General features: G+C 43.8%; 12 protein-coding genes. 11 read left to right on the top strand and 1 reads right to left on the bottom strand.

What is annotated here, in order from left to right; translation table 11 throughout:
* Positions 1 to 111: 111 nt before the first annotated feature.
* The 11 genes from D2V08_RS10515 (at position 112) to D2V08_RS10470 (ending at position 11,713) form a co-directional block, all read left to right on the top strand.
* On the top strand, positions 112 to 1,413 hold the full coding sequence (locus D2V08_RS10515) for an alpha-L-fucosidase (RefSeq protein WP_119608378.1): 1,302 nt from the start codon (positions 112 to 114) through the stop codon (positions 1,411 to 1,413).
* A gap of 63 nt (positions 1,414 to 1,476) precedes the next feature.
* On the top strand, positions 1,477 to 3,522 hold the full coding sequence (locus D2V08_RS10510; protein WP_119608119.1) for an amidohydrolase family protein: 2,046 nt from the start codon (positions 1,477 to 1,479) through the stop codon (positions 3,520 to 3,522).
* A gap of 201 nt (positions 3,523 to 3,723) precedes the next feature.
* On the top strand, positions 3,724 to 4,599 hold the full coding sequence (locus tag D2V08_RS10505) for an amidohydrolase family protein (RefSeq protein WP_119608118.1): 876 nt from the start codon (positions 3,724 to 3,726) through the stop codon (positions 4,597 to 4,599).
* A gap of 144 nt (positions 4,600 to 4,743) precedes the next feature.
* The gene (locus D2V08_RS10500) at positions 4,744 to 5,610 is read left to right on the top strand and encodes a polysaccharide deacetylase family protein (protein ID WP_119608117.1); all 867 of its coding nucleotides are present in this window, start codon (positions 4,744 to 4,746) and stop codon (positions 5,608 to 5,610) included.
* 44 nt (positions 5,611 to 5,654) lie between these two features.
* Positions 5,655 to 7,247: a serine hydrolase domain-containing protein gene (locus tag D2V08_RS10495; RefSeq protein WP_119608116.1), complete on the top strand. Its 1,593-nt coding sequence runs from the start codon at positions 5,655 to 5,657 to the stop codon at positions 7,245 to 7,247.
* 233 nt (positions 7,248 to 7,480) lie between these two features.
* A complete protein-coding gene (locus tag D2V08_RS10490) occupies positions 7,481 to 8,080 on the top strand; it encodes a hypothetical protein (RefSeq protein WP_119608115.1) in 600 nt (199 codons plus the stop codon).
* Between the two features lie 149 nt (positions 8,081 to 8,229).
* Positions 8,230 to 8,400, top strand: coding sequence for a hypothetical protein (locus D2V08_RS17340; protein ID WP_182835523.1), 171 nt, complete (start codon positions 8,230 to 8,232; stop codon positions 8,398 to 8,400).
* Positions 8,401 to 8,806: 406 nt separating this feature from the next.
* Positions 8,807 to 9,181, top strand: coding sequence for a hypothetical protein (locus D2V08_RS10485; protein WP_119608114.1), 375 nt, complete (start codon positions 8,807 to 8,809; stop codon positions 9,179 to 9,181).
* Between the two features lie 67 nt (positions 9,182 to 9,248).
* Complete coding sequence (locus D2V08_RS10480) at positions 9,249 to 10,877, top strand: bifunctional metallophosphatase/5'-nucleotidase (RefSeq protein ID WP_119608113.1); 1,629 nt, start codon at positions 9,249 to 9,251, stop codon at positions 10,875 to 10,877.
* A gap of 9 nt (positions 10,878 to 10,886) precedes the next feature.
* Positions 10,887 to 11,285, top strand: coding sequence for a DoxX family protein (locus tag D2V08_RS10475; protein WP_119608112.1), 399 nt, complete (start codon positions 10,887 to 10,889; stop codon positions 11,283 to 11,285).
* Between the two features lie 2 nt (positions 11,286 to 11,287).
* Positions 11,288 to 11,713 carry a sulfur reduction protein DsrE gene (locus D2V08_RS10470; RefSeq protein WP_119608111.1) on the top strand — a complete coding sequence of 142 codons (426 nt, stop codon included), beginning with the start codon at positions 11,288 to 11,290 and terminating at the stop codon, positions 11,711 to 11,713.
* Between the two features lie 84 nt (positions 11,714 to 11,797).
* On the opposite strand, the gene D2V08_RS10465 is transcribed toward D2V08_RS10470, so the two are convergent.
* The gene (locus D2V08_RS10465; RefSeq protein WP_119608110.1) at positions 11,798 to 13,612 is read right to left on the bottom strand and encodes a CocE/NonD family hydrolase; all 1,815 of its coding nucleotides are present in this window, start codon (positions 13,610 to 13,612) and stop codon (positions 11,798 to 11,800) included.
* Between the last annotated feature and the right edge of the window lie 76 nt (positions 13,613 to 13,688).

Genomic DNA, 13,688 nt, shown 5'->3' with positions numbered 1-13,688 from the left:
TACAGAGTATTGCTCATTGCTCATCGTAAACAAACTACATATTACAATCCATCAAATTTCTATCATCTTTTAAGTAACTTGTTTGCCCATACCAACCAAAATACCAACCGTATGAAAAAATGTATAATCCCCGCATTGATTTTATTGGTTTGCACCAATTTCTCCTCCGCTCAAGAATACAATCCTGCCCCTGAAAATTTAGAGAACAGGGAATGGTTCCAAGATGCCAAATTCGGGATGTTTATCCATTGGGGCGTGTATTCCGTTCTGGGTGTGCACGAATGGATGATGGAAACGCAATCCATAGACAAAAAGACTTATGAAAAAATACCTGCGTTTTTTAACCCTACCGAATTTGACGCTGAAGAATGGGTATTGATGGCCAAATCGGCAGGCATGAAATACATTACCATAACCACCAAACACCACGATGGTTTTGCCATGTTTGATAGTAAGATATCTGACTGGGATATTATGGATAGAACGGTTTACCAAAAAGATGTCATCAAACAAATGGCCGAAGCCTGCAAAAAACATGGCCTAAAACTGTTTTTCTATTATTCGCAATTGGATTGGTACCATAACGACTATTACCCCAGAGGGGGTACGGGACAGAAAGCTGGAAGACCCAATAATGGCAATTGGGAAAACTATCTAGATTATATGAACGGTCAACTCACCGAATTGCTGACCAATTATGCAGAGATTGGAGGTATTTGGTTTGATGGCTGGTGGGATAAAAAGGAAGCCAACTGGCAACTTCGGAAAACTTACGACCTCATCCATGAGTTACAGCCGCAAGCCATGATAGGAAGTAACCACCATCAAGCACCCAACCCGGGTGAAGACTTTCAAATGTTTGAAAAAGACCTGCCCGGCGAAAACAAAAGAGGTTTCAGTGGCGATTCCGAGGTGGGCAACCTACCCCTCGAAACTGCCGAGACCATGGCACAACGGTGGGGTTTTTCCCTGCAAGACAAAGCCTATAAATCCTCCAAGGAGCTAATTCAATATTTGGTGAAAGCAGCAGGCTACAATTCCAACTTTCTTTTAAATGTCGGCCCCATGCCCAACGGAAAAATTCAACCCGAATTTATAGATACTCTAAAAGTTATTGGTGATTGGACCTCGACCTATGGCGAAACCATCTACGGAACCCGAGGCGGACCTATTCCACCGCAAAGTTGGGGGGTATCAACCCATAAAGACGATAAAATCTATATCCATATTATGGATTGGAAAACCGATAATTTCTTTTTTCCGACCATAGCTGGCAATGTTAAAAGCGTGATTGATTTTCAATCGAAGAAAAAACTGAAACACAGCACCGATTCCTACGGCACCTTGGTAGCGCTTCCCGAAAATCGTGATTACGACCAAGCGGATTTTGTGCTCGAAGTGAGCTTGAAATAGCCAGTAGCACCCAAAATAACTACCAAAATTCGCTACCTTCAACCTCTAACTTAAACCATCCCTATGAAACTTAAATTATTCCTTGTCGGTCTAGTCTTAATGGCCGGCTATTCCTGTAAAACAGAACCCAAATCGTCCTTGGTAGACCATCAAGGAGAGGAAAACTACTCCGTGATCATCAGCGAGACCAAAGTAGGCTATTTAAAAGCCAACACTTCTGGTGATACCATTAATATCGATTACGATTACAAAAACAACGGTCGTGGCCCGACCATGAAAGAAACCATCGTGCTGAATGCCGAAGGCTATCCTGTAAACTGGGAAGTAAGCGGAAACACCACCTTTGGTAATGCCGTTAACGAGCAGTTCTCCCTCGAGAGTGGAGAAGCCTCTTGGGCGGATGCCACAGGTTCTGGAAGTGCCTCTGTGGATGCCCCACAGATTTACGTAAACCAATTTGGAAGCCCTTACACGGCAGTTTTGGCGGCACGCTTGCTTTTGGATGCCCCCGAGAACACTTTGCCCGTACTTCCTGCTGGGAATTTGACCCTGACCAAAATGGAAGATTTGACCGTTCCAAATGCATCAGGTGAAGGCGAATTGGCCTTGACCACCTATGCCCTTTCCGGTGCCGAAATGAATCCCTCTTATTTTATCATGGATGCAAACAAAGCGTTCTTTGCAGCAATCTCTCCGAGATACATTGTGATTCGGGATGGTTACGAAGCAGAAGAAAAAGGCTTGCGCGAATTGGCCGAAAACTATTCCGCCGAACGTTATGAAAAACTTCAAAAAGAATACGCCAACAACTACGACAAAAAAGTGCGTGTCAAAAACGTAAAAGTATTTGACCCTAAGACCTTATCCTTGACCGACCCGGTTTCTGTAATGGTAGAAGGTGAAAAAATATCAGCTATTGAAGCAGCCGATGCCACTGGCGAGGGCGAAGTAGTCATCGAGGGCAACGGGGGGACTTTAGTTCCCGGACTGTACGAAATGCATGCCCACACAGGCGACAACGGTGCCTTGTTGAACATTTTGGCGGGAGTGACCTCTTTCCGCGATATGGGAAACAACACCGAAGTACTCAGTAACCTCATTGAAAAAATCAACTCCGGTGTATTGGCCGGACCCCGCGTTACACGCCTTGGGTTTATTGAAGGGAAAAGCCCTTACAACAGCAACAACGGAATTTTGGTGGAAAGCCAAGAAGAGGCTTTGGCCGCTGTGGATGCGTATGACAGCCTCGGCTTTTACGGCGTAAAACTGTACAATAGCATGAACGGCGACTGGGCCCCTGCCATTGTGAAAAAAGCGCACGACCAAGGCTTGGTCGTTACCGGTCACGTGCCAGCTTTCTCCAACGCCAATGCCATGCTACGCGCCGGTTATGATGAAATGACGCACATTAACCAGACCATGTTGGGCTGGGTGTTGGAACCCGAGGAAGATACCCGTACGCTTTTACGTTTGACCGCCATGAAACGTTTTCCTGGATTGGATTTGAACAGCGACAAAGTACAAGAGACCATGGATTTGTTTGTGGCCAACGAAACGGCGATGGACCCTACCCTGGCCATTCACGAGCGTTTGATGCTCTCCCGCAACGGAGAGGTAACACCGGGTGCCTTGGATTATGTGGACCACATGCCTCCCAACGAGCAACGTAGCCTAAAAGTGGCCTTGGCACAGATTGCAGACGATGAAGAGGACAAAGCCTACCGCGAAGCCTACGATAAAATTGTAGAGACTTTGAAAATGATGAAGGACAAAGGCATTTTAATTGTCGCCGGAACCGATTTGGGCGGCGCCTTTAACCTGCACCGCGAACTGGAGCTTTACAACCAACAATTGGGCTATACCCCTGCCGAAGTATTAAAATTGGCCAGCTACGATATGGCGCAATACTTAGGGCACGAAAGTTTGGGAAGCATAGAACCTGGAAAATTGGCAGATTTCTTCTTGGTGCCCGGCAACCCGGTGGAGGATATTAAAGCCATTAAAACCATTGCCATGGTATCGCGCGGCGGAACCTTTTACTACCCCTCCGAAGTGTACCCGGCTTTTGGAATAACCCCGTTTACCGAAAAGCCTGAGGTTAAGGAATAGAGAACCTAATAAAATATATTATGAAAAGCCAGTAGCATGTTGCTACTGGCTTTTTTCTTTGGCTCAAGTGAAGAGAGCACCTAACACCCTGAATAGGTATAATTTTCATTTATTTTTTGTTACTTACAACAACTTCCCCCTAAGTAAAAGGCACTGTACAAAATCCGTTGCCCGGTTACTGTGCCATAAATCAAACTCAAAATGAAAAAAATCGTATTGGCATTGCTGCTACCCGTTCTAAGTTACTCCCAAACCTATGGTCCACCCATTATTGATATGCACCTACACGATTATACCGAACAAACCTATTACGTGGCTCCCGCCCCGGATGGTGTTTTTTCGCCCAAAGATTATGAAACCTACAAAATAGAACTCTTTAAAGCGCTCAAAGAAAACAACATTACCAAAGCAGTAGTGAGCACCATTGGCGGAAACTACACCTTGGACGACGAAGGCATTTTAATTCCCGGATATTACACCAACTCCCCTCCAAAAGATACCGTGGCCTTTAAAGCATTGATCACATCGGGGAAACTCAAAATTTTCGGGGAAATCGGAGCCGTGTATGATGGTTACACCCTGTCCGACCCCGAATTTGAACCTTATTTAGACATCTGCGAGCGCTATAACATTCCTGTTGCGGTACATACCGGTGGCGGCCCTTCCGATATTACGACCCGATGTTGCCCCAATTTTAGATTAAGACTAGGAGACCCCCTTACTTTAGAAGATGTGCTGGCCAAACACCCAAAACTGCAAATCTATCTGATGCACGCAGGGGAGGTATTTTATGAAAACGCCCTACGCCTAATGCTCCAGTATTCCCAACTATATTCAGATTTGGGAGTGATATTGTGGGTGGACGAGCAACCTAAGTATTATGCAGAGCAATTTTTGCGAAAAGCCAAAAAATATGGTCTTATCGACAAAGTTATGTACGGCTCCGACCAAATGGTGTGGCCCCATGCCATTAAAAAAAGTATCGACCAATTGAACAGCTACGATTTTTTGACCGAAAGCGACAAGCGAAAAATTTTTCACGACAACGCCCAACGGTTTTTACAGTTGAAAGAGTAAGCCTTGATTTAAAACCGATTAAAAAATAATTTTAAGGAAGCCAGTGGCACATTGCTACCGGCTTTTTTTATGGTCAATTCCGAAAGAATTCGGTATTTTTCGGTACAGTACCTTTCAAAAGAATAAACATTTACAGCACTAGGAATGAATACAGCACAACGATTGGGATTTGACAAGAACACCAAATTATTGATTATCCACGCAGACGATGCCGGCCTTTCGCATTCCGAAAATCAAGCTACTATTCAAGCGTTGGAAAAAGGTATCGTGAATTCCTATAGCATTATGGTCCCCTGTCCGTGGTTTCTTGAAATGGCCAGGTTTGCCAAAAACAACACGCAATACGACCTCGGGATTCACCTGACCCTTACCTGCGAATGGGAAAATTACCGTTTTGGGCCCGTATTGCCCGTTTCCGAAGTGCCCAGTTTGGTGGACGAGCACGGACATTTCTTTAAAAAAAGAGAACAATTGCGCGAAAATGCAACTCCCGAAGATGTGGAAAAAGAACTTCGGGCACAGATAGAAAAAGCCCTGAATTATGGCCTCGCCCCTACCCATATCGATTCCCATATGTACAGTGTGGGTGCCCATGCAGAGTATTTAAAAATCTATAAACGTTTGGGCGAGCATTACAATCTTTCCGTTTTGGTGAATGAGCAAGTGATGCAAATGGTAGGTCTGAATCCCAAAACCCACATTAAAAAAAATGACTTTGTAATTGGCCATACCTATGTGGGCGAGTTCCAGTATTTTGAAAATGATGGGTTGGCCGCCTACTACCAATCCGTTTTGGAAAATCTTGGCCCAGGCCTCAATCTTATTTTGATCCATCCCGCCTTTGACGAGCACGAAATGCAGGGCATAACTATCAACCATCCCAATTTTGGTTCGGAGTGGCGACAACAGGACTTTGATTTTTTTACCAGCGATAATACCAAAGCAACCCTCCAAAAGAACAACATCCAAATGGTAACCTTTGGCGATATTAAATCCTCCCATTCATTATAAAATGAATCCTATCTTTAACAACATGCATCATTAACACTAAAAGAATGAAACACTTACTCTCTCCAATTGCCGCCGTCTGTTTGGTAATCAGCCTTTTCTCCTGCAATACAAAACAAACCCCCGAAACAATAGTCGAAAGTCCGGCCCATGCCTATTCCGAATCGTACAAAGCTCCGATTTTTGTCCCCGATGATCGGATAGAAAAAATCAAACAAATTGCACCCGAGCTACAGCAATCCATCGAGGAGCATGCCAAGGCCGAGCATTTACCGGGTGTTGCCTTCGGCATTGTAGTGGACAATGAATTGGTGTTTACCGCTGCCACCGGATACCTGAACCTTGAGAAGGAGATTCCCGCTTCGCCCTCATCCGCTTTCCGAATAGCCTCCATGACCAAAAGTTTTACCGCAATGGCCATTATAAAGCTTAGGGATGAAGGAAAACTATCGCTGAACGATCCTGTTAGCAAGTACGTTCCCGAAATGTCGAAGCTCACCTTCCTGACCAAGGATGCACCGACCATAGCCATTGAAAACCTGTTGACCATGACGGCCGGGTTTCCCGAGGACAATCCTTGGGGCGACCGCCAGTTGGACGAACCCGATCACATGTTGATCGATCTTGTGGATGAAGGCATCTCCTTTTCCAATGTTCCTTCCTACGAGTACGAATACAGCAATACCGGGTATGCCCTTTTAGGGCATATTGTTTCCAAGGTTTCTGGGATGCCCTTTCAGGACTATATCACCCAAAATATTTTTAAGCCCTTGGGCATGAATCACACCTATTGGGAATACGAAGGCATTCCCGAAGAACAACTGGCCATCGGGTATCGCTGGGAAGATGAACAATGGAAACTGGAACCCATGCTCCACGACGGCTCTTTTGGTGCCATGGGAGGACTCATTTCCTCTATAGCCGATTTTAGTAAATATGTGAGTTTTCACCTTTCGGCATGGCCTCCACGGAACGATGATGACAACGGCCCCATAAAACGAAGTTCGTTGCGCGAAATGCAGACGCCACAGTTCCCAAGGTTGTACGCCAATGCAAAAGATTATAAGGGTGACGACTGTGCTATTTTGGCCGGCTACGGCTTTGGATTGGGCATTACGGAATACTGCAATGGGCTTAAAAGGGTCTCGCATGGTGGCGCGTTGCCCGGCTTTGGCAGCAACTATACCTTTTACCCCGAGTATGGCGTGGGCATTATGGCCTTTTGCAACCTTACCTATACCTCGCCTTGGTCGTTAAATGAGCTTAGTACATTATTGTTCGAGACGGCCGATCTACAGCCACGGAAATTACCAGCCTCCGATGTGCTATTGGAACGACAAGAACAGATTACCCAACTGATCCAGCAATGGGAACCCGCTTTGGAGGAGCAGATCTTGGCCGAGAATTTTTATTTGGACCGATCGCGAGAAAAAAGAAGGGCAGCGATCCAAAAGGTTTTAGAAAAAGCCGGGGCCATTGAAGCGGTTGGTGACCTGCACCCCATAAACCAGCTACGGGGACGCTATACCCTACAGGCCAAAAACGGGAAAGTGAACATCTTTTTTACGCTAACGCCGGAAAAACACCCAAAAGTACAGCGATTGGATGTGGCCTTTGAGCCAAACAAGCCGGATGTATAAAAACGTCTGATTAATACCTACCGCCCCTATACCAATGCAGTACTGTTGATAAAAGTGTTGAGTACTTACGGAAAACCGCAAATACTTGTAAGTTTTTTCTGTTAACTTCTTTACTTCTGCTGAACTTGATTCAGTATCGGTTGATATAAATCACTTTGTGCTGAGCGAAGTCGAAGTATTGAAACGATTCATATCTTTTAACGTTATGTGCAAGCTGAAAAAACAGCCCGAATTTGAAAGAAGAAGTAAGATATAAACTTGACCGCATAGCGGACATTTGGAATCACTTCATTTGGGAATATGACTTTTTCAAAAGAAAAATAAAATTCACCCCTGAAGTAAGGACTAACTATTTTGGAGATATTTTAGGTTATTTTCAAGATACTTTTGACATTATATTCAGCGATGGAGAATCAAATTCATATTCAGGTAGATTTTCAAATCAAATCAGCCTTTTACAAAGTATTTACGTACAGCAGGATTTTATAGAAGAATTATTGCTAATTTTTAAATGCGGAATTGAAAAAGGCGATTTAAAAAAAGATTTTAACTATTCTATAAATCGAGAGATAAGGAATGAATTAGTTGGTCACCCAATCAGAAAACACAACGGACAATTCATTTCTTCTTTCCTATTTGGCTACAATGGAGGAAGTGATAAAATTGTCTATTTACGATATCATAAAGACAATAATTATAAATTTGAATCAATGGAATATCCTGTGTCAGAAATTATTGAAAGACACAAGGATTTTTTGAACAAATATTTCGACGAAATTCTCAATAAGTTAAAACAAATATTATTGAATTTGTCAAAGAAATTGAAAATATAGAGAATCTTACAGACAAAAAAAGCTTTGAGGAAATTCTAAAAATTTCGTCTATATTTTATGAATCTATTTTTGAATATGATTTCATTTACAACAAAGAATCGTTAAAAAAAGTTTATGCACGAAAAGACGAACATAGAAGATACCAAAATTTGATTGATAAATTCTACTACGATTTGAAAAGCAGTTTAAAAGAGAAAAAAGAATATGTAATTGAACTTTTTGAACCTAGAAAAGAAATCAAGAAAAACAACATTGAAAAACCTATTTTCGATTCGATAAAATTTATCGATGCTAGCAAAATAGAACTAACTGAAGAGTAAAGACCAGTGACCTATCACTTTGAGCTTGGAAAAATTGCTACAAAACGCAATCCAATGGATTTTGATTTTTTTGGAGGTTGCTTGAAAAGAAAATGTGCTGACAACGAATTAGTGATTAGCGAACTAAATCATATGGAATCAAATATCTATAATGATATTGAGTATTATACAGCTTATAGACTGATTTGTACTGAATTTAAAGAGAATCAAACTTAAGACGTGTATAACTCATTGCGGCTGAATTCCGATTAGGAATTCAGCCGCAATTTGCTATCTTTCGGTTACGGCGGAAAATCAGTTATGATTTTCCGCAACGAGCCATACACAAGCCGATAACGAAACGTCCCCAAACACCTATGTAACTTTAGTTACATCTTTTTTGGCTAATTAATACTTACTTTGGAATATGCCGGGAATCCACAAATCCACATTCGACATCCGCATCCTGTTTATTGCTTTGTTGGCAGGATTGCTTTTGGTGGCGCCCTGCAAAGTCCGTAACTCCTTGGAACATGCCTTGGGCTTGGAAAAATCCGAGGTTTCCAATAAAATAAAAACCACGGTATCCACTTCGTGCGCTTCCTACGAGGCCGTGCAGCATAGCGAGAGTACCACATCGCACCAATTGGACATAGCCACTGCCCTATTACCAGCCGTGGCAACCCCTAGCTATTTTACCGCTTCCAACAGCGGAAAGAACCTTTACGCTGCCGAAAAGCAAAGCTTTGCTTCGGTAGTTCCCCTCTACATTTTATATCGGCAGTTCAAAATCTATTCGTAAGTAGTCCTTTCTACATCAGGCATTGCCTACCCCCCCCTTATCTTTTGACTAATTATAAAACAACAACATGCAAACTATAAAATATTTGGGCCTTATAGCCCTGCTCTTCGGAACCCTATCCGCTTGCAAGGATGCCAAAACCTCTGCGCAAGACACCGAACAGACCATCACCATATTACAGACCGCCGACATTCACGGGCAGCTGTTCCCCCACGACGAGCTTTTTTGGGAAAACGAACAAATTACGTTTAGAAAACTGGGAGGGCTCGCCCATGTAAAGACCCTTTTTGAGGAAGAGCGTAGCAAAAACCCCGAAGGCACCTTGATCTTGGATGGTGGCGACATGATCCAAGGAAGTGCAGTGGCTGCATTGTCAAATGGTAAGGCCTTTGCCCCGATCATCAAAACCATGGGCTACGACTTTTTGATTCCCGGAAACTGGGAAGTGGTATATGGCAAGAAAACCATGATGGACGTGCTCACCCAGTATGATACCCCGGTGATTTCGGCCAATATGTACCATGAAGCCAATGGAGAATCTTTGTTTCCGCAGTATTTTGTAAAAGAATTGAAAGGCGTAAAACTCGGGTTTATCTCGTACAACGACCCCGAAATTCCAGTGCGCCAGAACCCATCTTTCAGCAAGGGCATCCACTTTGACCCTATTGAGGAAAACCTGGAAGCGCTCATCAACGAACTGAAGGATAACCAAGGGGTAGACATCCTTTTTGTGGTGACGCACATTGGTATCAGTAAGCAATACAATCTGGCCAACAACCCCGCCTTGGAGCACGTGGATTACGTGCTGGGCAACGATACCCACGAACGAATCCGCAAACCTTTGGAGACCGAATACACCAAAGTAACCGAACCCGGAGCCTTTGCATCTTTTGTGGGTAAATTGACCCTGACCGTAAAAGATGGCAAGATCGTGAACGATAACTACGACCTTTTGGAGGTAGATCCCGAGAAATACCCTGCCGATGAAAAAGTGGCTGAGGTCATTGAAAAAGAAACCGCACCGTACAAAGAAGAAATAGACCAAGTATTGGGGTACACCAGCACCCCATTGTACCGCTATTTTGTGGTAGAAAATCCCATGGACGACTTTATTACCGATGCGGCCCGATGGAAAACAGGAGTGGACATTTCCATTTCCAATGGATTCCGATTCAGTACCCCGATTTCGGTGGAAGAAGGCGGTAAATCCCCTATCACCAAGGCCGATTTGTGGAGCATGCTCCCCGTAAACGAAAAAGTGAAGATTGGAAAGGCTACCGGTAAACAAATCAAGAACTGGCTGGAAAAAGAACTGAACAATGTGTTTGCTGTAGACCCTACGGAACGATTTGGGGGCTGGTTGGTGCGCTTTTCGGGCATGGAACTTACCTTTTATGCCAACAAGCCCATGGGCGAGCGTGTGGCTTCCATTATGATCGGTGGCAAACCCATGGTAGAAGATCAACTGTACTCCATGTCCGCCTGTCGCAGGGAAGGAGAACCCCTACCTACCCTCTGCCGTATGCCCAACACGGTGGAAACCGAGGTGATGGACTACACCATCCACGATGTGATCGAGGAATACCTCAAAGAAAAGGGCACCATTGCCCCAACTTTGGACGGTCGTGCCAAGGCCTTGGATTTAGGTCCCAATGTATTATCGCAATTACCGGGAACGGATTATCAATTCCATTAAAGCAGGGCTATGCAAAACAATAAAGTTGAAGTTGGCCGGAGCTCGATAGCCGTGTTACGGGTCATGGTAAGTTTGATATTCATTGTGGCCAGTTTAAACCATTTGATCAATACCGATAAGGCCGTAGCACGCATCGAAAATGCCAAGTTTGGAGCTTTGGGTCATTTGTTGGGGCCTCCAGAAATTTCAGTAATTGCCTCTGGAGTGGTGATGCTGCTTGCCGGTATTGCCTTAGCTGTCGGGTTCAAGACCAAATGGTCGGCCTTACTACTGATCGTTATGCTGATTCCCATCACTTTGACCATTCAAGTAGGTCAAATAGCGACGGTAGGGCCGTTGTTCAAGAATATTGCCATTCTGGGCGGACTCCTCTTTTTTGCATTGAATCCAAAACTTAAAAAACAATAAACATGAAAAAATTATTCATGGTGGCCTTGGTGGCCATCACCTTTTTGACCGGGCTTAGTCAAGTCAGTGCACAAAGCACCTACAATAAAGATCAGAACAACTACATTGTGCTTACCCGCAAAATTCCACAATTAAAGGCCATCCTATTGGCAGCTGATGAACTGGCTACCGATGATGGTGCCAAGTTCGGGGAGTTCCATGTAGTTATCTGCGGAGAGACTGTAAAAGGACTTACCGATATAGCACAAATGCAACCGTTTCTGGATTTGGCCAAAAGTGAAAAAATAAAACTGCTGGCCTGTGGTTTTTCCCTTAAAAAATTCGGGGTGGTAGCCACAAAATTACCCAAGGAGATGGGTGTGGTAGCCAATGGGATTCTGTATGATTTTAATCTACAAAAAGATGGGTTTTTAAGCATTACTTTGTAAAAACCCTGGTTTTGTTGTTAAAGGGGCGTTGGAAACATCGCCCCTTTTTCTTTTTTGGCACATTAAGGGAAATCCAAGGTCCAATTATTTTTTCATCACTGGAATCTCCAAATAACTCTCCCCATACCATTTAATGATCAAAGGTTCTTTGGCATCTTTGATGGTTTCTTCACTGACATCTTTACCCGTTCCATAATTAATTTCAGAAAAGGGATCTTTGATTCCGTTGACAACGACCACCAACCGACTGCCTTTACTGATTTTCTTACTTGTCATCCGTACGATTCCAAATGGGAGTTTCACCTTTTCATGGGGTGTCAACAATTGTCGGCTCTCCCAATCTCGCACATAACTCGCCCTGCCCACATAGGGCAAGGTCAGCGCAAAGAATTTACCATCAGGGGTCTGCTCGAACAACACAACTTTATAATTAAAATCCTTTTTATTGATGGATACCGAAATCTCTCCTCCAAAAGAACCGTTCAGTTCAAAATCGGAGTCAAAAGGTTGGGTCGCAAAGGAAAAACCATGTCCAACCATTAAACTGTCCTCAACAATGTTCCTCCAGCCACTTGAATTCCAGGTAAAGTTGCTTCGGTCGGTAAAATCAATGGTCTGTTCCAAATATTCATTAGCGTCTACAGGCTGCTCCGCAAGGGTGAAATGGATATCCTTCCCATTATTTCCGGTATCAAACAGCGATGCAAAAGCCACTCCCGAACGCTCGTTGCTCAAATAATACTTGAGCGTGTCATTCGCCATTTCCTGTAGCGAGGGAGCATGCCCCCATGTATTGGCTCCCATAACCTGATAGTTGATTTTGTCCTGTAATAATTCTGGTTTAGCCTCACCCTTTAAGATATAATCAAACCAATCAAAGATCAATTCCGTGATATCAATTTGGGCCACGGGGTCTATATCGTACCCAAAAATATGGGCACTGGGTTTTTCCTGGGCTCCAAAATGGGTATATGGTCCTATAACCAAATAATGCTCCGCATTTTTGTTGTATTTGGTATGCTCATTTAAATAATACTGCGTTCCGACTTGCCCTCCGTCAAAATAGCCGGTCGTTGCCAAAACAGGAATGTCAATATGTTCAAACTCCTCTTGGTATGGCATCATGTTTTGCCAATAAGCATCATACATTGGGTGCAATAATCGCTCTCGAAATTGTGGGTTGGGTAATCCGTCCAAGCTATCCATGGCATTGTAGGCCACACCTTTTTCAAACCATTTCATGTTAAGGCCTCGCCACCTTTGACCATTATAGTACAAAGTAGTGTCCAAATACTTATTGTTCGATACATAATGGTGCCAAGGAAAATGGAAGTTAAAATATACCCCATTTTCCATGGGTTCCGCAATACCCGGCGCTGCGGAGACCGAAGGAACAATGGTTTTTAAGGCAGGATGCACCTTGTGCTTTACCGCAGCCCATTGGGTGAAGCCGACGTAACTACCACCATACATCGCCACTTTTTGGTTGCTCCAATCTTGTTTACTGATCCAATCGATTACCTCGTAGGTGTCGGTTGCCTCATATTTATAGGGAACTATCGAATCAGGGCTCAAGCCCTTGCCACGAGTGTACGAAACTACCCCCACATACCCATGGTCCGCAGCCATTTTGGCTCTTTTTAGGTCGCTTTTACGTGCGTAAATGGTATGAAACAATACGGCCGGACTTGGTTCCGAAGTCTCGGCATTTCGAACTACGATCGCATGGATCTTTGCTCCATCACCTGTTGAAATCAATATACTGTCCTGAACCAGGTATGTTTTGCCGTCTTCCATGATCGCTCTTGGGGTTTGAACGGTGGATTGTTCCTTGCACGAGGCTACAAAACAGAGGGCTACCACTACAAGAATAAATGCTTTGTTGATTGAATTTTTCATTTTGATTGATTTTTAGTTCAGGACATAACCGTCCTAAAGCAATATGTTTTTGCTGTTCGTTATTTTGATTTGATTG

The sequence above is a fragment of the Flagellimonas lutimaris genome (assembly GCF_003581615.1).
Lineage (GTDB): Bacteria > Bacteroidota > Bacteroidia > Flavobacteriales > Flavobacteriaceae > Flagellimonas > Flagellimonas lutimaris.
Note: the sequence above shows the minus strand (reverse complement) of the source record. Positions and strands in the feature narration are given on the sequence as shown.